Genomic DNA, 19,416 nt, shown 5'->3' on the forward strand with positions numbered 1-19,416 from the left:
CGTAGTGGCCGGAGCTCAACGCACAACCAGCACCGGGCAGCTGCTGTGGGTAAGCACCCGGTGGGTTTCGCTGCCCAGCAGCACCCCCTCTAGGCCGCGGCGGCCATGGGATGCCATCACAATCAGATCAGCCCCATGGCGACCTGCCGCCTCCACGATTGCCGCATAGGGCGTGGCGCTAACCACGGTGTCCTGGTCGCTGACCACCCCGGCGGCCTGGGACGCGGCTGCGGCTGCCGCCAGAATTTGCTCGGCGCCATGGCGAGCGGCTTGCACTAGGGCGGTCACCGTATTGGGGTCCACCAGCTCACCCACGCCCACTAGGGAGATGGGGAAGTTGGATTGCGCGTGGAAAAAGGTGATGCGAGCTCCCAGGCTGTGGGCCAGCGCCACCGCCTGCTGCACGGCCTTGCCTGAGAGCTCGGAGCCATCGGTGGGCACCAGCAGGTGGCTGTATGGCATTTACGGCGCAGGGGGGCGGTGGAGCTCCAGCCTGGGGCAGCTGGCGCCGCCTAGCAACTGCCTGAGCCTTTCCAGCCAGCTAAGTGGGCAGCGGCGCGGGAGCGGGCCAGGGCGCGGGCGCGGGGCAGCGCTGGCTCGAGTTGTTCGGAGCTGAAGGGCGGCAGGGGGCGGCTGCGCAGCCAGGCCCCCCAGCGGAATTCGTGGAAGGGAATCAGCGGTGCGGCACCTAGCACCCCTTCCTGCTTCAGCTTCCACACCAAGCTGCGGTAGGGGTCGTCCTGTAGGCCTGTGAGCTGCTCGGGCAGGGCGCTGGGGGGCAGGGGCCCCAATCCCCTGCCGTCATAGAGGTAGAGCCAGCCGCGTTGATGCAGGGCAGCAAGCACCTGCTGGGGGTCGGGGCTGTCGAGCTCGAGCACCACGTAGCCGAAGGCGGTGGCGTCGGGTTCGATCTCGATCAGGGCCCGTAGGCGGTGGTGGCGGTCGACCATCCATACGCTGCCAGCAGCGCTGCGCACCAGCGGCACGGGCTTGCTGCCCAGGTAGGAGCGGCGTTCGCGGGCATTTTCGGCACCGAAATCACGCAGCCTGCTGCGCACTTCAGCCAGTCCCACGCAGAGCTGGGTCGGGCGCAGCTGGGCGATGGGCACCTCAAGCAGCTCACCCCCCGGGAGCGGGGCCGGCAACGGCTGGTATGGGGGAAGGCGCAGGGCCATGACGTCAAGGCAGCCCGGATATCCCCATCCTGGCCCGCTGCTTCCCGGAATAGGGTCGCCCTCAAGTGCGAGTGGCCATGGCTTCCCCCTCCCATCCCGACCTGAGTGCTGGCCCCCACGGCCCGATCGGGGTGCTGGTTTGCGGCCACGGCAGCCGCAATCGGCTGGCAGTAGCCGAATTTGCCGAGCTGGCTAAGGGCCTCCAAGCACGGCTGCCCGAGGTGCCTGTGGAATACGGCTACCTGGAATTTGCCAGGCCGATCCTGCGCGATGGCCTGGAGGCGCTGCGGGCTCGTGGCGTAAGCCACGTGCTTGCCGTGCCGGCCATGTTGTTTGCAGCGGGCCACGCCAAAAACGACATCCCCTCGGTGCTCAATACCTACGCGGCCGAGACGGGCCTGCGTATCGACTACGGCCGCGAACTGGGCGTTGACCTGAAGATGATTCAGGCGGCCGGGGCCCGGATTCGCGAAGTTCTCGATGGGGCCGCTGCAGAGGTGCCCCTGCACGAAACAATGTTGGTCGTGGTGGGCCGGGGCTCGTCCGACCCCGATGCCAATTCCAATGTCGCCAAGGTGACGCGGATGTTGGTGGAGGGTTTTGGTTTTGGCTGGGGTGAAACGGTTTATTCCGGGGTCACCTTTCCGTTGGTGGAGCCTGGACTGCGCCAAGTGGTGAGACTTGGCTATCGCCGGGTTGTCGTTTTCCCCTATTTCCTGTTCTCCGGGGTGCTGGTGAGCCGGATCCAGCAGCACACCGAGAGGGTGGCCCAGGACCATCCCGAGGTGGAGTTCCTGAAGGCCTCCTATCTGGCTGATCACCCCCTAGTGCTGGACACCTTTGTGGAGCGGGTGGCTGAGGTGGTGCGCGGTGACGCCAACATGAATTGTTCGCTGTGCAAATACCGGGCCCAAGTGCTCGGCTTTGAGACTGAGGTTGGGGCGCCCCAGCACAGCCACCATCACCACGTTGAGGGGCTCACCGACGGCTGTGACCTCTGTGAGCGCGAGTGCACCGGTGCCTGCCAGCCCGATGGCGTGCCGATTCCAGTGGGCGGCCATAGCCACGATGACTCCCACGGGCACAGCCATGACCACGGCCACAGCCACGACCACGGGCACAGCCATCACCATCCGCCCTACCCCCACGCGGACCATCCCCTCGGTCCCACAACCCTGCGCCAGGGCAGCAGCAGCTGAGCCCTCTGGGAGATGTCAGGGGATCAGCAGCTAAATCTGCGTTGCAGGCCCAAATCGGAATTAATCCAGTTGGTTTGACCTGGCTCAGTCTTCTCGGCGCGCCGGAAGTCTCGCGAGACTCCAGCTCATCAGTTCTGCTGATTGGTTATCCCTTTCCCCATTTTTGGCGTCTTTTCCCCGGTTTATTAGGGTTTTTCCCCAGAACAGGGGCCTTTGAGCCAGTTCAGGCCTGCCTGTTGGGGAATAGCGGCTTTTGTTCTCTCTGACCTTGACAGCACAGGCGGCGGCCGCCCTCGCAGGCTTTGCAAATTCTCGCTGCCCCTTGTGGAACCGCCGGCACAGGCAATCTCAGTTGAGAACGGTGTGGTTTCGCCTTGGCTTTCAGGCTTTGACGGACATGGCAGCGATGTGGCCTACTGAGGCCTCCCCAAACTCTTATTTCGTAATGACAGCCGAGCGCAGTCACCTCCAGCGCTGTATGGAGCAGCCCAGCTGCGCAGAAGTTTTAGTGGAGGCTGAAGCCGGCAGCATCAGCCTGGAGGCGGAGGTGCCAGAGGTGTTGTTCGATGGCATGCGTGAGTTCCTGCGCAGCCACCCCCAGTGGGATCAATACCGCTTGATCTCCTCAGCTCTTTCCAGCTTTCTTTTTCAGCACGGCTGCGCCGATAAGGGAGTGAGCCAGCACTACCTCAACGGCCTGTTCCTGCGCCGCTGAATTTTTTAAACCTGGTGGCAGTTATCAAAAAAAAGACGGAGGGGCCAACCTCCGCCTGGGTCTCCCTTGCCCGACCCTTTAGAGGTCGACTTTGCCATTGTGAGCAGGGTTGCTCAAGCCGGTTGTGGCGATAGACACCGGATTGCAACCGGTTTATGGGGCTCCTTGGCGCAACCTGGCGGCAGCGGCTTCGCAAGCGCGCCAGGTGATGGCCATTTCAGTGAGGGTTGGGCTCTGCCAGCCGGCCCGGGGCCAGCAGGCCCCATCGACTACCAGCACATTGGGGGCGCCCCAGCACTGGTTGAGGTGATTCACCACACCTGCCTCGGGTTGGCTTGCCATGCGGGCGCCGCCGAGTTCGTGGATGTAGTAGCCAGGTGGTGGCGCCTCGGGGCTTACCGCCAGGCTGGTGCGGATCCAGGGCTCCAGCAGCGGCAGCACAAATAGCTCTTCGATGGGCCTGATCTGCCCCCCACCAGCTGCCACCACCGCCTCCATGCGCCGGTGCATGTGGGCCACCAGGCGCTGCTCGTTTGCCCCCCAGCGGCAGTTGATGTGGGCGGTGGGTAGCCCCCAGGCATCGAGTTGTTCGCCGTTCAACGTCACCTGGTTGTCGGCGTTGGGTTGCACGTCGCCGTGACCGATTAGAAAGCCAACCGCCTCGCCACGGCGGCGCTGCAGCAGGGCGGGTGGATCAAAGCGCTGAAGGGCAGTCCAGAGGCCGTAGCCGCCACAGAAATCAGCTTCGCTGCCAGCGTCAAGGTTGACCGTGTTGGGTATGAAGCAGCTACCGGCCCCTGAAAGTTCGCTGGGCCCATCCAGGGCCGGCACCCCGGGAATCGAAAAGAAGCGACTGCTGGAGATGTGGTCCATCAGATAACGACCGAGGCTGCCGGATGGATCGATTAGGCCGCCGCGTTGGTGGGCTTCGCTCGAGTGCAGCAGGATCCGCAGGGTCTCGATCGTTGAGGCGCAGAGCACCACCAAGGGCGCCTCAATGCGCTCGTGGGCTGCCGATTTGCCGTCTACCAGCACCACTCCCCGGGCCCGGTCGCCGTCGAGCAGTAGATGGCTCACCACGGCGTTGCTGCGCACCTGGGTGCGCCCCGTTGCCAGGGCCCGTGCCAAGGTGCGCCCCTGGCTGGCGGAGCGGGGCCAGCCCGCACCTCGGTGCAGGTTGAAACCGCGCGAGTGGATCAGGGGCAGGCCGAGCTCGTCGCCGATGCGGCGCTGCAGGTGGCGCTCGCCCGGGGTGAAGGGCAAGGGCGCCTGGAAGTGGCCATCGGGCAGCTGGGGCAGGCCGTCGCAGGCGCCGTGCACCTCCAGCAACTGCTCAAGGCGGGTGTAATAGGGCGCTAGCTCGGTGCTGCCGATCGGCCAGCTTGCCCCCTGGCCATCGCGCTCAGCGGCACCGAATTCGTAGTCGGAAAGGCGCAGGGTGATGCCTCCCCAGGTGAGGCTTTTGCCCCCCACCTGCCGGCCCCGGCTCCACAAAAACGGGGCGTCGTCTGGGGTGGAGTAGGGATTGAGCCGCTCATCGACAAACAGCTGGGGATTGTGTTTCCAGAAGCCCGGATGGTGGCGCTGCAGGCGTTGCTGGCCGCTGGCGATGTGGGCCACACGTCGGGCCGTATTCAGCGGTTCGCTGCCGAAGGCCTGGCGGGATGAGAGCTCAGGACCGGCCTCCAGCACAAGCACCCGCAACCCCGCCTCGGCCAGCACCATGGCAGCCACACCGCCGGTAGCGCCGGAGCCCACCACGATGGCGTCGGGCTGGGTCACGCTGGCGGGGATGGCCATCTTCTGGGCGGTGATCGCTGGGGCAGCGCAGGTGAACGTTCAAACAACAAAGCCCCGACAGGAGACTGCCGGGGCTTTGGGAAGTGGTGGCGGGGGCGAGATTTGAACTCGCGACCTTCGGGTTATGAGCCCGACGAGCTACCAGACTGCTCTACCCCGCGTCGACCTCTTAACCATACCAGTCGAAGTGCCTAGTACTGCCGCTCAGTCGAAGCGCAGCTCGCCGATCACCTCCAGACGCAGATGGGGGGCTGGGATCAAGAAGCGGGTGCGCAGCTCTTCAAGCGCTATCGGCGTTAGCCAGTCGAGCTGCTCGAGCAGGTGCAGGGCTACGGCTTGCTTGGCTCGGGCGGAGCCGTCTTCCACCTTGATCGCCACCCCCATGCCTTCACCGACGCGGCTGAGGCACTGGATGCCTTCAGCTCCTCCCTTGCTCACCACTTGACCGTGGCCGCCGCGCATCAGTTCGGTGTCAAAGCGCCCCTCGCCGGCCACTAGTTCGGGGTGGGCCAACATCGCCCGGCTGAGGCGCTCCAGATCTGCCTGGCTGCCGGCGCCCAGGTGGGCGTAGAGCAGGGCCATCTGGGCCAGTTGCAGCTGCAGGGTGGGGGCGCCGCAGTCGTCACGGGCGGTGAGCAGCTCGGCGGCTGGCAGGGCGAGCAAATCGCCCACGCGCTTGAGCACCTCCTGCTGCAGAGGATGCTCTTTTTGTAGGTAGCTCTCGGTACTCCAGTTCAGTTGCCGGCAGGTGGCCAGGAAGGCGGCGTGCTTGCCGGAACAGTTGTGCTCAAGGGGGCTTTTGCCGCAGTCGGGCACGGGGCATTGCAGCTGCTCGGCCTCGATTTCAGCGCCCCAAAGCAGCTTGAAGGCCTCGCGGGCGTGCATGGCCGTGCCGGTGTGGCTGGCGCAGGCGATCGCCAGGCCCCGCTCGCCGCAGTTGCAGTGGTCGGCGGCGCCACTGCTCACAAAAACCGTGGCCTGAAAGGGCTTTAGGGCAGAGCGCACAAAGCTCAGCTGCTGGGGATCTCCTGCCCGCATCAATACGCGGCCGCGGCCGTCGCAAACCACCGCGTGCACCCGGTGGCGCGATTCAACGATGCCGTTGCGCAGCAGCCGCACCTCTAGGGGAGGGACGCCCCCGCGGGCGGTGCCACCGAAACTGGAGGACAGGGTCACTAGAGCCCAGGAGCTGGTCTCAAAGAGCCTGACAGAGGCTGGCCCCCACCAGGGCCAGGATTACCGCCAGGGCTGCACCCTGCTGCAGCCGCCGCAGCACCGGTTGCACCTGGTGCTGGGCCACCAGCAGGTCCTGCTGGCGCCAGGCCAGGGGCTTTTCCCACACCTGTCCGTCGTACCAGCCTGATTCCTCGTATTCGACCCGCTCGGAGATCAGGCGGCGGTGCACGTAGTTCCAACCGAGCCACTGGCGCACGAGCAGCAGCATCGGCAGCGCCACTGCAGCCACCATGCCCGCCAGCACCAGCTGGGCAGGGTGGTGGCGCAACACCCAGCTGCCACTGGCCACCAATGTGGAGAGGGGCAGCAGCAACAGCCAGCTGGTGGCTAAGGGGCGCAACAGACCTGGCAGGTCGTGGGACGGCCAAACGAAAAACCAGGAGGCCAGCAACTGCTCGTATTCCTGCAGGGGCCGTTGCTCGGGCGGCACCGGGCACGGCATGGCGTTCAGGGAGAAACTGCTGGGGTTGAGCTTACGAAGCGCACCTGTTCACCGTGGCCCCAGAAGGATTCGAGGTCGTAGTAGGTGCGCTCGCTGGGGGTGAGCACGTGCACGATCACTTCGCCGTAATCGAGCAGCATCCAGCGGCCCTCCTTCTGGCCTTCGCGCCGTAGGGGTAGGCGGCCGGTGGTCTCCTCGATCTGATCCTCAGCCGAGCGGGCGATGGCCCGCACCTGCACGTCGGAGAGGCCGCTGCAGATCACAAACCAATCGGCCAACGACGAAACCTCGTCAACGCGAATCAGACGAATGTCCACGGCCTTGCGGTCGTCACAGGCTTCTGCCGCCAGCTTGGCCAGCTGCTCGCTGTCGAGCTCCTGGTGGGTCGTGGACCTGCCAGCGGGGGAATCAGCCATAGACGTTCTCACTGGTGACGGATTGACGCGAGCCCTGTTGCTGGGCCATTTCAGCCCGGGCCTTGCCGGCACTCTTGCGCAGTGCCTCGAGCCGGTCTTCGTAGAAGGCGCGCTTCTTTTTCTTGCGGGTCTGCTCCACCAGCTCCTTGAGGGCGCCGCCCAGGCTCTTGTAGGCATTGGGCAGGGTGTAACCGAAGCGGGTGGCTAGGTCGATGGCCCGCTCATCGGCGGCGATGGCGTCCTGCAGTCGCTTTTCGGAGTTGTTTTTGAGGTAAAGGCGGTAGCCGGCAAAGCCGGATAGGCCCAGGGCCATTACCAGTAGGAGGCCGTCCTGCACCCACAGCTCACCGATGGCTCCACCCAGGCCGATCGCCAGGGCCGCCATCTCCCAACCGTCGCGGGGCACCGCATCGTTCTGGACGCGGCCCACCTCGTGCCAAAACAGCAGATTGCGATGATCGATTGCCAGCCCATCCCAGCTTTCCAGGTCGACCTGAATTTCGACTTCATCGCGGCCGATCTCCTCGATGGTGATCAGGGGCGGTTCCACCGAGGCGGCCGCTTCGACAAATACCCAGCTCTGCAATTCAGGGGGCAGCAGCCCTTTCAGGCGCTGGAGCTCACTCATCTAGGGCTTCCGCGTTATCGATCAGGTTAGCGATTCCAGCCGCAGCTGCTGCCAGGGGGGCGTGAGAGGCTAGGCAGGTTTGGCTTGCCCACCCCCTATGCCCCGCCGCACGGACCTAAGGCGCATCCTGCTGCTGGGCTCGGGACCGATCGTGATCGGCCAGGCCTGTGAATTCGATTATTCCGGCACCCAGGCTTGCAAAGCGCTGCGGGCGGAAGGCTTTGAGGTGGTGTTGGTGAATTCCAACCCGGCCTCGATCATGACCGATCCGGACATGGCGGATCGCACCTACATCGAGCCCCTTACGCCCGAGGTGGTGGCCCGGGTGATTGAGATCGAGCAGCCCGATGCCCTTCTGCCCACGATGGGCGGCCAGACCGCTCTCAATCTGGCGGTAGCCCTGGCTGAAAACGGCACCCTGGAAAAGCACGGGGTGGAGCTGATCGGCGCCAACCTGCAGGCGATCCGCAAGGCGGAAGACCGGCTGCTCTTTAAGGAGGCGATGGAGCGGATCGGCGTGGCGGTGTGTCCCTCCGGCATCGCCAACACCCTGGAGGAGGCCGAGCGGGTGGGCGAGGTCATTGGCAGCTACCCCCGCATCATCCGGCCGGCCTTCACCCTCGGTGGCAGCGGCGGTGGCATCGCCTACAACCCCGAGGAGTTCCGCGCCTTCTGCAAAAGCGGCCTAGAGGCCAGCCCCGTCTCCCAGATCCTGGTGGAGCAGTCGCTGCTGGGCTGGAAGGAATTCGAGCTGGAGGTGATGCGCGACAGCGCCGACAACGTGGTGATCGTTTGCAGCATCGAAAACCTCGATCCGATGGGGGTACATACCGGTGATTCGATCACCGTTGCACCGGCCCAAACCCTCACCGACCGCGAATACCAGCGGCTGCGCGACCAGTCGATCGCGATCATTCGCGAGATCGGCGTCGACACCGGCGGCAGCAATATTCAATTTGCGATCAACCCCGCCAACGGCGATGTGGTGGTGATCGAGATGAACCCGCGCGTATCGCGCAGCTCGGCGCTGGCTTCGAAGGCCACAGGCTTTCCAATCGCCAAGATCGCCGCCCGCCTGGCGGTGGGCTACACCCTCGACGAAATCGTCAACGACATCACCGGTGCCACCCCGGCCTGCTTCGAGCCCACGATTGATTACGTGGTCACGAAGATTCCCCGCTTCGCCTTTGAGAAGTTCCGCGGCAGCCCCGCATTGCTCACAACTTCAATGAAGTCGGTGGGCGAGGCGATGGCTATCGGTCGCTGCTTCGAGGAGTCGTTCCAAAAGGCGTTGCGCTCCTTAGAAACGGGCCACGCCGGCTGGGGTTGCGACCGCCCCGATGCCGCAAGTGACCCCACGCTTGCCCCCGATCCCACCGTCCTGGAGCGGGCCCTGCGCACCGCCACGCCTGAGCGCATTTTTGCCGTGCGCGAGGCGATGCTCGCCGCCCGCAGCGACGACGAGATCCACCAGCTCAGCGCCATCGATCCCTGGTTTTTGGCCAAGCTGCGCTGCATCCTCGATGCTGAGCAGCGGCTGCTGCGGGGCCGGCAGCTGGAGCAACTCGATGCCGCCGCCCTGCTGGAGCTCAAACAGCTGGGGTTCTCCGATCGCCAGATCGCCTGGGCTACTGGTAGCGATGAACTCACGGTGCGGCGCCACCGTCAGGGGTTGGGCATCAATGCCGTGTTCAAAACCGTCGACACCTGTGCGGCGGAGTTTGCCTCCAGCACCCCGTATCACTACTCCACCTATGAGCGGCCGCTGGAGCGGCTCAACGCCGCCGGTGCGCTCGAGATCGTGCCGCCGGAAAATGAGGTGCAGCCGGAGAGCCGTCGCAAGGTGATGATCCTGGGTGGTGGGCCAAACCGCATCGGTCAGGGCATCGAATTCGACTATTGCTGCGTGCACGCCTCCTTCGCCCTGCAGGCGGAAGGCTTCGCCACCGTGATGGTGAATAGCAACCCGGAGACGGTGTCAACCGATTACGACACCAGTGATCGGTTGTATTTCGAGCCGCTCACCCTCGAAGACGTGCTCAACGTGATTGAGGTGGAGCATCCCGAGGGGGTGATCGTGCAGTTCGGTGGCCAAACGCCGCTGAAGCTGGCGATGCCGCTGCTGCGCTGGCTGGCCTCTCCCGAGGGCCTGGCCACCGGCAGTCGCATCTGGGGCACCTCACCGGAATCAATCGATTCGGCTGAAGACCGGGAGCAGTTCGAGGCGATCCTGCGCCGGCTGGACATCCGCCAGCCCCGCAACGGCCTGGCCCGCAGTGAGGCTGAGGCTCGGGCCATCGCCGCGCGCGTTGGCTATCCGGTGGTTGTGCGCCCCAGCTACGTGCTGGGCGGGCGCGCCATGGAGGTCGTCTACGACGAAGCCGAGCTCAACCGTTACATGGTGGAAGCGGTACAGGTGGAGCCCGACCACCCAGTGCTGATCGACCAATACCTCGATAACGCCATTGAAGTGGATGTGGATGCCCTTTGCGATCGAGATGGGGTGGTGCTGATTGGCGGTGTGATGGAGCACATCGAACCGGCCGGCATTCATTCGGGCGATTCGGCCTGCTGGCTGCCGTCGGTGAGCCTTAGCGAGGCGGCTCTCGCCACGATCCGCGCCTGGAGCCGGGACCTGGCGCTGGCCCTGGGGGTGCGCGGCCTGATCAACCTGCAGTTTGCGGTGCAAATCGACCCTGAGCAGGGCGAGCGGGTTTTCATCATCGAGGCAAATCCCCGGGCTTCCCGCACCGTGCCCTTCGTGGCTAAGGCCACCGGCGTGCCCCTGGCCAAGGTGGCCAGCCAGCTGATGGCCGGCCGCACCCTGGCGGAGCTGGGGCTCACGGCCGAACCCATCCCGCCCCTGCAAACGGTGAAGGAGGCGGTGCTGCCGTTCAAGCGCTTTCCGGGTTCCGACACCCTGCTGGGTCCGGAGATGCGCAGCACCGGTGAGGTGATGGGCATCGCCTCCACCGCCGGCATGGCCTATGCCAAGGCCGAACTGGCCGCCAATGAGGCTCTGCCCACCAAGGGCACGGTGTTTCTCTCCACCCACGACCGCGACAAGCCGGCCCTGCTGCCCGTGGCTGAGCGGCTGGTGGGGCTGGGCTTTGCCCTGATCGCCACCGGTGGCACCGCCGAGGCCCTTAGAGCCGCTGGCCTGCAGGTGGAATCAATCCTCAAGGTGCATGAGGGCCGACCCAACATTGAAGACGCGATCCGCTCGGCCCGCATTCAGCTGATCATCAACACCCCGATCGGCCGCCAGGCTGCCCACGACGACAAATATCTGCGCCGGGCGGCCCTCGACTACGCCGTGCCGACGGTGACAACCCTGGCCGGGGCCCGGGCGGCGGTGGAGGCGATCACAGCGCTGCAGCAGCAGACCATCGAGGTGAATGCCCTGCAGGACATCCACCCCGGACTCACTCGTTAGGGTTAGGGGGCCAGATAGATCCCGCCTTGACAGCCAGCACCCAAGTCAGCAACCAGATCACCTCAGGCAGCGACTGCACGGCGGCTTTCCGGGCCGCCTATGAAAATCGCTACACCTGGGAGCCGGATTTCGGTGGCTATCAGGGCCGCTGCATCTGGGAGCAACCCGGTGATGCGGCTCAAGAAGGTAGGCGTGTCGAGGGCAGCTTCGTGGTGGGCGCCGACCTCAAGGCCACGGTGACTGGCGTCGCTGATGAGGAGATTCACAAGGCCCTGGCCTCCCAACTGTGGGAGGTGGCGATCCACCGGGTGCGGCGCAGCTTTGAGCAAACCCACGGAGCTAACACCTTCAGCGCCGGCGACACCGACCCAGTGGGCACTGAAGTGATCGTGGGCGGCAAAAACGAAGGTGATCGCTATCGCATCAAGGGTGATGTGGTGACGATGGTGCATCGCCACATCCACGGCACCGTGGTGACGATCTTCACCGAGAGCACAACAGACACCGGCAGCGGCTACTTGAGCCGTAGTTACACCAGCCAGTACGCCGATCCGGCAACCGGCGCAGCTAAAGGGGGTATCAGCCGTTTCACCGACACCTTTGTGCCGCTTACCGAGGCTGGCCCCTGGGTGCTGAGCGAGCGGGTGGTTGAGACCGCTGCTCATGGCGACACGCCGGCCGGCCACCAGGTGTTTCGTTTCGAGGATCTTGCCCCCTTGGCTTAAGCCAAGAGGCCGCTGCTAGGCACAATGCAGCCATGTTTTCTCTTTGGATTGGTGCCTACGACCAGGGCTTGGCCTATGCCGGCCTGGCCCTGGGCACCTACCTGACGCTGCGCGTCCTCAACTTTCCAGACCTCACGGTGGACGGCTCCTTTGCCCTGGGAGGTGGCACCGCTGCGGTGTTGATCAGCCAGGGTGCCCCGGTGCCGGTGGCCTTGGGGCTGGCGATCTTGTTTGGCTGCTTGGCTGGCATGGTTACCGGCCTGATTCACACCCGGCTAGGTGTGAATGATCTGTTTGCAGGCATCCTCACCACCACGGGCCTTTATTCGATCACCCTGCGCCTGATGGGGCGCTCCAACATCCCCCTCTCTGAAACCCCAGCTGGAATTCTGGCCCTGCCCGACCTGGGCCTGGGCCTGGATGGTCAATGGGCCGTGGGATTAACCCTGGCGACCGTTGGGATGATCCTGCTGATCTCCTTCCTGATGGCCACCGATTTCGGCTTGTCTTTGCGCGCCCTAGGCAACAACCCCACCATGGCCCGCGCCAACGGCATCAACCAGCGCCGCGGGCTCACGGTGGGAATTGCTGCTGCTAATGGTCTGGTGGCCCTGGCCGGGGCGCTGGTTGCCACCTATCAGGGCTTTGCAGATGTGACCATGGGCATCGGCTCGCTGATCCTCGGACTAGGCATGGTGATCATTGGCGAAGCGGTGCTGCGGCCGCGCTCGCTGCCCTGGGCCCTGCTGGCGGTGGCGGTTGGGGCGATTTTGTTCCGCACCATGATCGCCATCGCGCTGCAGTTGGGCCTCGAACCGGTTGATCTCAAGCTGGCAACGGCCCTGCTGCTGTTGATCGCCCTGGCTTTCGGACGGCTGCGCATACCCGGTCTTTCGGCAGACCAAGGGAGGCAGGAGCAATGAGTACGGCTTCGGGTCTAAGAGTCCCTGGTCTCAGCGTTGAAGAGCTCAGCTGGGGCCATCCCCTGCCTGGATCGGGCTGGCGGCAATTATTCAGCGGTTTCTCGCTGAGCTGCCCCCCCGGCCAGTTTCTGGTGGTGATTGGCAGCAACGGCTCTGGCAAGAGCACCCTGCTCAATCTGGTGGCGGGTACCTTGCGCCACGGAGCTGGCCGTATCCACCTGGGTGGCCGCCCCCTGCACCGCCTGCGAGATCACCAGCGGGCCCGCTGGATCGGCCGGGTGATGCAAAACCCTCTGGAGGGCACTTGTCCGGGGCTGACTGTGGCTGAAAACCTGCGGCTGGCGGAGCGGCGCAACAGGCCAGCCAGGTTTGCAGCAGGTTTTTTGATTAGTGCCTTTGGTGGCATCCATCCCAATGGCGGCGACCGCAGGCGCTACCGCGAGCTGCTGGGCGAGCTGGGCTTGCCCTTGGCCGACCGGCTCGATGAACCGGTGGGTCAGCTTTCCGGAGGTCAGCGCCAGACCCTTAGCTTGGTGATGGCAACCCTGGGTTCACCGGATCTGCTGCTGCTCGATGAGCACACCGCTGCCCTTGACCCCCGGGCCGAAGCAACGGTGATGGCGCTCACCGAAAGGTTGGTTCGTCAGCTGGGCACTACCGCCTTGATGGTGACCCACAGCCTTGAGCAGGCCCTGAGCCACGGCGACAGGTTGGTGATGCTCCATGAAGGTGGCTTGATCGGCGACTGGAATGCTGCCGAGCGTGAACATCTCGACCCGTCCTCATTGCGGGCGATGTATGGCGCCGCCATAGTTGCCCCGCAGTCTTCCAGTGCCACAAATGGGTCTTCAGCGTCGTGAATTTCTGAGCCTGGTAGGGGCCGGCGCTGTGAGCACGGTGGTGCTCTCCGCCTGCGGCAAGCTCGGCGGCGGCACCAAGGTGAAAGGCCCCACCATCGGCATGCTGCAGATGGTGGAAGCCCCGCCTCCAACTAACACCCGCAAGGGCTTTGAAGCGGCCCTGGCAGAAGCTGGCTACATCCCTGGCAAAAACGTCAATTTCATCCAGAAGGATGCCGCCGGCGAGCTGCCCAACACCACCTTGGTGATGAAGCAGTTTGTGGGCGACCAGGTGGACATGATCCTGGCGGTGGGCACCCCGCCCCTGCAGGCCGCCATGAAGGTGGCCCCAGCAACCACTCCTGTGGTGTTCTGCTATTGCTCCAATCCCTGGGGTGCTGGAGCGGGCACGCCTCCGGGTGCCGTGGGTCAGCACAAGCCAAACGTGGTCGGCACGATCGGCACCAACCCGGTGGGCAAGGAGCTCGATTTGGCACGCCAAATCAACCCTGAGCTCAAGACCGTGGGCCTGATCTTCAACCCCGGCGAGCCCAACTCCGAATACGAAGCCAAGGTGCTTAAGGAGGAGGCGGCTAAACGCAACATCACCGTTGTGGAGCAGTCGGTGGCCAACTCCGGCGAAGTGCTGCAAGCCGCCCAGGTGCTGGCCGACAAGAAGGTCGAGGCCTTCGTGAAGATTGGCGATTACGCCACGATTCAGGGCTTTGGCTCGATTGCCAAGGTGGGCCTAGAGAAGAAGATTCCCGTGTATTCGGTGGATGCCGACGACATCAAGCTGCCCGGCTGCCTGGCCACTATCGGCTGGGCCTACTTCGATGACGGCTACGCCGCAGGCAAGCTGGCGGTGCGGGTATTGAAGGGAGAATCGCCGGCCAAGATGGCCTTCGAGCCCCTCACCAAAACGGAGTTGATGGTGAATAAGGCCACCGCCGAAGCGATCGGGGTAACGCTGCCTGAGGAGCTGATCAAGGAAGCTCAGAAGGTGGTGAGCTAGAGCCCACCCCCCATCAGATCACCCCTCTTTTCAGGGAAGGGGGGTGATGTTTTGCAGCTTGTCGTTGAGCTGGCTGGCCATAGCTTGGCGGCCTACGGCAAGCACCTTCAAGGTGTCTTCATGCATGCGCAGCTGGGCATCAGCTACCTGCATGCCTCGCACCAGCTCCTTCATCTCATCAGGCAAGCCGTTGAGGTCGTAGCGCTTGCCCTCGAAGGTGAGCACGGGGGGCTGGTTGCCCGACTGCTGGGTGATGTTGTCCACGAGAGGCAAAAAAATCTGCAGCTCTCAGGATACGGGTGGCAGGCCAACCGGTCGCTTGAAGAAAAACATCAGCAGCGGGCCCACCTGGGCTGCTTCCACCATCTCCCAGTTTTCCTTGCCGAGGGCATTGAGAAAAAACTGCAGCTGTTCGGCTGGGTGGCGTGGTTTGGTGGCTGCGGCGTCGTATTGCTGCGGGAATTCCTTTTTAAGAAACTCCGGGCTTAGGGCGCCGCCGAGCCGCTCACTATCTGCCTTGGGTGAGGGAGGGCCAGGAGGATTGCCGCTCTCCACGTTGATGTGGATCACCCGGTATTCCCAAGACATCAGGCTTGCAGATGAATGAATTGGCGCTCGCAGAGCACGCGGTAGCGGCCCCCCTGCGCCATCAGCTCATTGTGACTGCCCTGTTCGACGATGCGCCCGCCATCGAGCACCAGGATCCGGTCTGCCCCTTGCACGGTGGCTAGCCGGTGGGCGATCACCAGCACGGTGCGGCCCGCCATCGCCTGCTCCAGGCCCCGCTGCACCGCCTCCTCCGCTTCGGCATCGAGGGCGCTGGTGGCTTCATCCAGCAGCAGCACCGCCGGGTTGCCGAGCACGGCGCGGGCAATGGCCAGTCGTTGCAGCTGGCCACCAGAGAAGTTGCTGCCCCGCTCTTCAATGCGGCTGGCGTAGCCCTGGGGCAGGGCCTCGATGAAGCCGGCGGCGTTGGCGAGGCTGGCGGCCTGGCGGATGGCGGCTTCGCTGGCGGGCCGGCCGAAGGCAATCGCTTCAGCCACCGTGCCAGAAAACACACTGCTTTGTTGGGGCACCAGGGCTACGGCGCGGCGCAGCTCCCGCGCCCGCAGATCGGCTAGGTCGTGGCCATCAAGCAGCACCCGGCCCTGCTGGGCGGTGTTGAAGCGCAGCAGCAGGGAAAACAGGGTGCTTTTGCCGGCGCCGGAGGGACCCACCAGGGCCACTACCTGGCCAGGCCGCACCTGCAGATCCAGGTCGTGCAGCACCGGTTGGGTGGGGTTGTAGCCGAAGCGCACCTGCTCGAGCACCAGCTCGCCGCGCACGCTGCCAAGCGGCTGGGCCGAGGCCCGGTCTGGAGCCTCCACCGGTTCGGCCTCGATCGCCCGCAGTCGCCGCAGCGAGGCCTGGCCCTGCTGAAACTCGTTGAAGTTGGTGGTGAGGTGGGAGATCGGGTCGATCAACATCAGCAAGGCCGCCACGTAGCTGCTGAAGCCCTGGCTGTTGAGGCCGCCGGCCTGAATCCGGGCGGCGCCGAGCAGCAGCACGGTGAGGATGCCGGCAGCTTCCAGAAAGCCCACCACCGGGTGTTGCATGGCCAGCAGCTTGAGGGTGCGGTAGCGGGCCTGGCGGTGCAGGTCGATTTCAGTGTCGAAGCGCTGCTGCAGCCAGGGTTCGGCCGCGAAGGCGCGCACCAAGGGCAGGCCGCCGATCGCCTCGCCCAGCAGGCCCGCCAGTTCGCTCACCTGCTTCTGACTGCGTTCGGCGGCGGCCATTACCCGGGCGCCAAAACTGCTCACCAGCAGCACCACCACTGGCGCCAGCAGCAGGGTGGCCAGGGCTAGGGGCCAATCGAGCCACACCATGTAGCCGAGCACCACCACCAGCTGCAGGGCGCTGGGGGTGGTGTCTTGGATGGTTTTGTAGATCACTTCGCCCACCCGGTCGGCGTCTTCGGTGAGGCGATAGGTGAGGTCGCCGGCTGAGAGCTTCTCGAGGGCGCCGAATTCAAGCCGTTGCAGTCGGGCAAATAGGCCCCGGCGCAGCTCCTGACTCACCCGCAGGGCCGGCCCTGCCAGCAAGGTGTCCTGGCCGAACTGGGCCGCCTTCTGCACTAAAAACAGCCCTAGGGCCGCGGCGATCGTGCGCAGCACCACCGGGAAGTTGCCGGCGCCGATAGCGGGGATCAGCTGGCCCGCCAGCCAGGCAAGCAGCGGCCAGCAGGCCACATAGATCAGCATGCACAGCCCACCTGCCAGCAGGCGCCGGCGGTGGGGTTTCAGCAGCGGCCAGAGGTGTCGAAACCCGGCCGGTGAGGGTGCAAGCATGCGGTAACGCTATCGCTGCTCCCCCAAGCCGCCCCTTGAAACTCGACCAATTCCTCAAATACCAAGGCCTGGTAGGCACCGGTGGTGAAGCCAAGCTGCGCATTCAGCGCGGTGATGTGCGGGTGAATGGCGCCATAGAAACCCGTCGCGGTCGTCAGTTGGCCCCCGGTGATGCGGTCGATATCGATGGCCGCGAGCTGCTGTTTATGGGGACCCGGCCGCCGGCCCATTAGGTTTTCCTGACAGTGCTGGAGAGGGCCGATGCGTAAGGCCGTGATCGCGGGTAATTGGAAGATGCATATGACCTGCGCTGAGACGCGGGTATTTGCAGCCACGTTTCGGCCCCTGATTGCCGATCTTCCAGACGACCGGGAGGTGGTGATAGCGCCGCCTTTCACCTCGATTCCCACCCTCTGCCGCCACCTGGAGGGTGCTGGCGTGGAGTTTGCTGGCCAAAACGTGCACTGGGAAGACCAAGGTGCTTACACGGGCATGATCTCGGCGCCGATGCTGCTGGAGCACGGGGTGAGCTACGCCATCGTTGGCCACAGCGAGCCGCGCAAGTACTACAGCGAAAGCGATGAGCAGATCAACCTGCGCGCCCGCAACGCCCAGCGCCATGGCTTGATACCGATCCTGTGCGTGGGTGAAAGCCTCGACCAGCGGGAATCAAATGAAACCGAGCGGGTGATCCACCGCCAGATCGAACAGGGCCTCGAGGATGTGGATCCCACCCAGGTGGTGGTGGCCTACGAGCCGATCTGGGCGATCGGCACCGGCAAGACCTGCGCCGCCGAGGAGGCCAACCGCATCTGCGGTCTGATCCGGGGCTGGGTGGGCAATCCCGGCGTCACGGTGCAATACGGCGGCTCGGTGAACCCTGCCACCATCGACGATCTGATGGCCCAGAGCGACATCGACGGCGTGTTGGTGGGTGGGGCCTCCCTCGATCCAGTGAGCTTTGCCCGCATCGTCAACTACGGCCGCTGAGACTGGCCCCCTGAAACTGGCCCCTGAAACTGGCGCCGCTGTGATGGACCAACCCCGTTTCGCTTGGGGCGAGCGCACCGCGGTGATGGGGGTGCTGAACCTCACACCCGACTCCTTCAGTGACGGCGGCCGCCTCGCCAGCGTGGCGCAGGCGGTGCGCGCCGCTGGGCGGATGCTGGCCGAGGGAGCCGACCTGCTCGACCTTGGCGCCCAGAGCACCAGGCCCGGCGCTGAGGAGGTGGGCCCCGATCGGGAGCTGGCGCGGCTGCTGCCTGCTCTTACGGCCATTCGCGCGGCCCATCCAGGCGCCCTGCTCTCGATCGACACCTTCCATGCGGCGGTGGCGGAGGCGGCCTTGGCGGCGGGCGCCCACTGGATCAACGACGTCAGCGGCGGCCGGCGGGATCCGGCCCTATTGCGCTTGGCTGCTTCTGCCGGCTGCCCATTGGTGTTGATGCACAGCCGCGGCGATAGCCGCAGCATGAACTCCCTTGCCAACTACGTCGATGTGGTGGCGGAGGTGCGGGCTGGCCTATTGGCCGCCACTGAAAAGGCCTTGGCGGCAGGGGTGCGTCCGCTGCAGCTGATCTGGGATCCGGGGTTGGGCTTCGCTAAGGACACCGACCACAACCTGGATCTGCTGCGGGGCCTAGGCACCCTGGCGGCGGAAGGCTTTCCCCTACTGGTGGGGCCTTCGCGCAAGCGCTTCATCGGCGCGGTGCTTAACGAGCCCAGGCCCCGTGCCCGGCTGTGGGGCACGGCGGCGGTGTGCAGCCAGGCGATTGCCCAGGGGGCCCGCATCTTGCGAGTGCACGACGTTGGGCCGATCGTGCAGGTTGCCCGGATGACTGATGCGCTTTTGCCCGCTTAGCCAGCTTGGTAGTCGATCTGGCCTTTCTCGTTGACTTTGGCCAGCGAGAAGAAGCGGGCCGTGGTGGTGGAGATGAAGCCCAGCTCGGCCAGCAACTCGCCAACCCGGCCGCCCTTGCTGCGTTGCAGTTCGAGGGCCTGATCAAGTTGCTCATGGGTGATGCAACCCGTTTCCACCAGCCGCTCACCCAGCCGCTTCTCATTGAAGCCCTGCTCATCGAACAGGGCGGGGTTGAGCAGCAGATCCAGCATCTGGGGCGGCACCTGCAGGTTGAGCCGTAGGAATTCGCCGAAGCGCTGGGTTTCAGCGAAGGGGCGATAGTCCTCTAGTAATTGCTCCAGCTCTTCGATGTCGAGCACGCCGGCCTGCACCAGCTTGTTGCCGAGGTTTTGGCGCTGGAAGCTGGTGTCGGTGCTGGCGGCGGCATTGAGATCGCCTTCCACAACCTGAGGCGCCTGGAAGGCCTCCTTAACCCAAGGGTCGCTGCCCAGGAAGCCAAATAGCTCGCGTGGGTTGAGGGTGAGGCTACCGAGACTTTCTTCGATCAGCTCTTCAAGAAAGGCCACCTCGGTAGTGGGACCGATCACCTGAAATGGCAGGCGGGCACTGTTGCCATTGGCAACAAGCTCCAATTGGACTTGCTCCGAACTCAGACGGAACCGATACATAGCTCAGCTCT

Annotated in this window: 21 protein-coding genes and 1 tRNA gene; 10 read left to right on the forward strand and 12 right to left on the reverse strand. The window is 64.8% G+C overall.

Going from position 1 to position 19,416, the window contains the following annotated elements:
- Nucleotides 1–15 precede the first annotated feature (15 nt).
- Nucleotides 16–462: a universal stress protein gene (locus tag KBY73_RS05760; protein WP_254936117.1), complete on the reverse strand. Its 447-nt coding sequence runs from the start codon at nt 460–462 to the stop codon at nt 16–18.
- Nucleotides 463–512: 50 nt separating this feature from the next.
- A complete protein-coding gene (locus KBY73_RS05765; RefSeq protein ID WP_254936118.1) occupies nt 513–1,175 on the reverse strand; it encodes a ParB-like protein in 663 nt (220 codons plus the stop codon).
- Nucleotides 1,176–1,252: 77 nt separating this feature from the next.
- Here KBY73_RS05765 and KBY73_RS05770 point away from each other — a divergent pair, with 77 nt between their 5' ends.
- Nucleotides 1,253–2,374 (forward strand): sirohydrochlorin chelatase, encoded by a 1,122-nt coding sequence (locus KBY73_RS05770; protein WP_254936119.1) that lies wholly within the window; start codon nt 1,253–1,255, stop codon nt 2,372–2,374.
- Nucleotides 2,375–2,780: 406 nt separating this feature from the next.
- The gene (locus KBY73_RS05775) at nt 2,781–3,089 is read left to right on the forward strand and encodes a DUF2811 domain-containing protein (protein WP_315858404.1); all 309 of its coding nucleotides are present in this window, start codon (nt 2,781–2,783) and stop codon (nt 3,087–3,089) included.
- Between the two features lie 153 nt (nt 3,090–3,242).
- Here KBY73_RS05775 and KBY73_RS05780 read toward each other — a convergent pair whose 3' ends face one another.
- From KBY73_RS05780 to KBY73_RS05805, 6 genes are all read right to left on the reverse strand, one after another.
- A complete protein-coding gene (locus tag KBY73_RS05780) occupies nt 3,243–4,889 on the reverse strand; it encodes a GMC oxidoreductase (protein WP_254936120.1) in 1,647 nt (548 codons plus the stop codon).
- A gap of 84 nt (nt 4,890–4,973) precedes the next feature.
- A tRNA-Met gene (locus tag KBY73_RS05785) sits at nt 4,974–5,050 on the reverse strand.
- Nucleotides 5,051–5,093: 43 nt separating this feature from the next.
- Entirely contained in the window at nt 5,094–6,065 is a 972-nt protein-coding gene (locus KBY73_RS05790; RefSeq protein WP_254930077.1) for an asparaginase, read from the reverse strand.
- Between the two features lie 19 nt (nt 6,066–6,084).
- Complete coding sequence (locus tag KBY73_RS05795; protein WP_254936121.1) at nt 6,085–6,567, reverse strand: CGLD27 family protein; 483 nt, start codon at nt 6,565–6,567, stop codon at nt 6,085–6,087.
- A 5-nt stretch (nt 6,568–6,572) separates the two neighbouring features.
- Nucleotides 6,573–6,983 carry a ribosome silencing factor gene (gene rsfS, locus KBY73_RS05800; protein ID WP_254936122.1) on the reverse strand — a complete coding sequence of 137 codons (411 nt, stop codon included), beginning with the start codon at nt 6,981–6,983 and terminating at the stop codon, nt 6,573–6,575.
- Complete coding sequence (locus tag KBY73_RS05805) at nt 6,976–7,611, reverse strand: DUF3318 domain-containing protein (protein WP_106632970.1); 636 nt, start codon at nt 7,609–7,611, stop codon at nt 6,976–6,978. Before KBY73_RS05805 ends, rsfS begins: the two co-directional genes overlap by 8 nt.
- A gap of 97 nt (nt 7,612–7,708) precedes the next feature.
- On the opposite strand from KBY73_RS05805, the gene carB reads away from it, so the two are divergent.
- Genes carB through KBY73_RS05830 form a run of 5 tightly spaced genes read left to right on the forward strand, consistent with a single transcriptional unit; the run spans nt 7,709 to nt 14,549 of the window.
- A complete protein-coding gene (carB, locus tag KBY73_RS05810) occupies nt 7,709–11,047 on the forward strand; it encodes a carbamoyl-phosphate synthase large subunit (protein WP_254936123.1) in 3,339 nt (1,112 codons plus the stop codon).
- 26 nt (nt 11,048–11,073) lie between these two features.
- Nucleotides 11,074–11,772, forward strand: coding sequence for a DUF3386 domain-containing protein (locus KBY73_RS05815; RefSeq protein WP_254936124.1), 699 nt, complete (start codon nt 11,074–11,076; stop codon nt 11,770–11,772).
- Nucleotides 11,773–11,804: 32 nt separating this feature from the next.
- Nucleotides 11,805–12,695 carry an ABC transporter permease gene (locus KBY73_RS05820; RefSeq protein WP_254936125.1) on the forward strand — a complete coding sequence of 297 codons (891 nt, stop codon included), beginning with the start codon at nt 11,805–11,807 and terminating at the stop codon, nt 12,693–12,695.
- Nucleotides 12,692–13,555 carry an ABC transporter ATP-binding protein gene (locus tag KBY73_RS05825; RefSeq protein WP_254936126.1) on the forward strand — a complete coding sequence of 288 codons (864 nt, stop codon included), beginning with the start codon at nt 12,692–12,694 and terminating at the stop codon, nt 13,553–13,555. Before KBY73_RS05820 ends, KBY73_RS05825 begins: the two co-directional genes overlap by 4 nt.
- A complete protein-coding gene (locus tag KBY73_RS05830; protein WP_254936127.1) occupies nt 13,536–14,549 on the forward strand; it encodes an ABC transporter substrate-binding protein in 1,014 nt (337 codons plus the stop codon). The genes KBY73_RS05825 and KBY73_RS05830 overlap by 20 nt, the downstream gene beginning before the upstream one ends.
- 30 nt (nt 14,550–14,579) lie before the next feature.
- Here KBY73_RS05830 and KBY73_RS05835 read toward each other — a convergent pair whose 3' ends face one another.
- From KBY73_RS05835 to KBY73_RS05845, 3 genes are read right to left on the reverse strand one after another with little or no spacing between them, the layout of a single operon-like run.
- The gene (locus KBY73_RS05835) at nt 14,580–14,804 is read right to left on the reverse strand and encodes a DUF6447 family protein (protein WP_254936235.1); all 225 of its coding nucleotides are present in this window, start codon (nt 14,802–14,804) and stop codon (nt 14,580–14,582) included.
- Nucleotides 14,805–14,837: 33 nt separating this feature from the next.
- Nucleotides 14,838–15,137, reverse strand: coding sequence for a hypothetical protein (locus KBY73_RS05840; protein ID WP_254936128.1), 300 nt, complete (start codon nt 15,135–15,137; stop codon nt 14,838–14,840).
- A complete protein-coding gene (locus tag KBY73_RS05845) occupies nt 15,137–16,876 on the reverse strand; it encodes an ABC transporter ATP-binding protein (protein ID WP_254936129.1) in 1,740 nt (579 codons plus the stop codon). The genes KBY73_RS05840 and KBY73_RS05845 overlap by 1 nt, the downstream gene beginning before the upstream one ends.
- A 35-nt stretch (nt 16,877–16,911) precedes the next feature.
- On the opposite strand from KBY73_RS05845, the gene KBY73_RS05850 reads away from it, so the two are divergent.
- The 3 genes from KBY73_RS05850 to folP are packed head-to-tail and all read left to right on the forward strand — an operon-like array spanning nt 16,912 to nt 18,737.
- Entirely contained in the window at nt 16,912–17,109 is a 198-nt protein-coding gene (locus tag KBY73_RS05850; RefSeq protein ID WP_254936130.1) for an RNA-binding S4 domain-containing protein, read from the forward strand.
- 28 nt (nt 17,110–17,137) lie between these two features.
- Complete coding sequence (tpiA, locus tag KBY73_RS05855) at nt 17,138–17,866, forward strand: triose-phosphate isomerase (protein ID WP_254936131.1); 729 nt, start codon at nt 17,138–17,140, stop codon at nt 17,864–17,866.
- Between the two features lie 43 nt (nt 17,867–17,909).
- Nucleotides 17,910–18,737 (forward strand): dihydropteroate synthase, encoded by an 828-nt coding sequence (folP, locus tag KBY73_RS05860; protein WP_254936132.1) that lies wholly within the window; start codon nt 17,910–17,912, stop codon nt 18,735–18,737.
- Here the strand turns inward: folP and KBY73_RS05865 are convergent.
- Nucleotides 18,734–19,405, reverse strand: a complete 672-nt coding sequence (locus tag KBY73_RS05865) for a hypothetical protein (protein ID WP_254936133.1) — start codon at nt 19,403–19,405, stop codon at nt 18,734–18,736. The genes folP and KBY73_RS05865 overlap by 4 nt on opposite strands.
- Nucleotides 19,406–19,416 lie beyond the last annotated feature (11 nt).

It is taken from the genome of Cyanobium sp. Tous-M-B4 (assembly GCF_024345395.1).
In the GTDB taxonomy this organism is placed as follows: domain Bacteria; phylum Cyanobacteriota; class Cyanobacteriia; order PCC-6307; family Cyanobiaceae; genus Cyanobium_A.

Excerpts from the sequence above, each read along its gene's own strand:
- KBY73_RS05760 (WP_254936117.1), bottom strand. The coding sequence starts at position 462 with ATGCCATACAGCCACCTGCTGGTGCCCACCGATGGCTCCGAGCTCTCA.
- KBY73_RS05765 (WP_254936118.1), bottom strand. The coding sequence starts at position 1,175 with ATGGCCCTGCGCCTTCCCCCATACCAGCCGTTGCCGGCCCCGCTCCCG.
- KBY73_RS05770 (WP_254936119.1), top strand. The coding sequence starts at position 1,253 with ATGGCTTCCCCCTCCCATCCCGACCTGAGTGCTGGCCCCCACGGCCCG.
- KBY73_RS05775 (WP_315858404.1), top strand. The coding sequence starts at position 2,781 with ATGTGGCCTACTGAGGCCTCCCCAAACTCTTATTTCGTAATGACAGCC.
- KBY73_RS05780 (WP_254936120.1), bottom strand. The coding sequence starts at position 4,889 with ATGGCCATCCCCGCCAGCGTGACCCAGCCCGACGCCATCGTGGTGGGC.
- KBY73_RS05795 (WP_254936121.1), bottom strand. The coding sequence starts at position 6,567 with ATGCCGTGCCCGGTGCCGCCCGAGCAACGGCCCCTGCAGGAATACGAG.
- rsfS (WP_254936122.1), bottom strand. The coding sequence starts at position 6,983 with ATGGCTGATTCCCCCGCTGGCAGGTCCACGACCCACCAGGAGCTCGAC.
- KBY73_RS05805 (WP_106632970.1), bottom strand. The coding sequence starts at position 7,611 with ATGAGTGAGCTCCAGCGCCTGAAAGGGCTGCTGCCCCCTGAATTGCAG.
- carB (WP_254936123.1), top strand. The coding sequence starts at position 7,709 with ATGCCCCGCCGCACGGACCTAAGGCGCATCCTGCTGCTGGGCTCGGGA.
- KBY73_RS05820 (WP_254936125.1), top strand. The coding sequence starts at position 11,805 with ATGTTTTCTCTTTGGATTGGTGCCTACGACCAGGGCTTGGCCTATGCC.
- KBY73_RS05825 (WP_254936126.1), top strand. The coding sequence starts at position 12,692 with ATGAGTACGGCTTCGGGTCTAAGAGTCCCTGGTCTCAGCGTTGAAGAG.
- KBY73_RS05830 (WP_254936127.1), top strand. The coding sequence starts at position 13,536 with ATGGGTCTTCAGCGTCGTGAATTTCTGAGCCTGGTAGGGGCCGGCGCT.
- KBY73_RS05840 (WP_254936128.1), bottom strand. The coding sequence starts at position 15,137 with ATGTCTTGGGAATACCGGGTGATCCACATCAACGTGGAGAGCGGCAAT.
- KBY73_RS05845 (WP_254936129.1), bottom strand. The coding sequence starts at position 16,876 with ATGCTTGCACCCTCACCGGCCGGGTTTCGACACCTCTGGCCGCTGCTG.
- tpiA (WP_254936131.1), top strand. The coding sequence starts at position 17,138 with ATGCGTAAGGCCGTGATCGCGGGTAATTGGAAGATGCATATGACCTGC.
- folP (WP_254936132.1), top strand. The coding sequence starts at position 17,910 with ATGGACCAACCCCGTTTCGCTTGGGGCGAGCGCACCGCGGTGATGGGG.
- KBY73_RS05865 (WP_254936133.1), bottom strand. The coding sequence starts at position 19,405 with ATGTATCGGTTCCGTCTGAGTTCGGAGCAAGTCCAATTGGAGCTTGTT.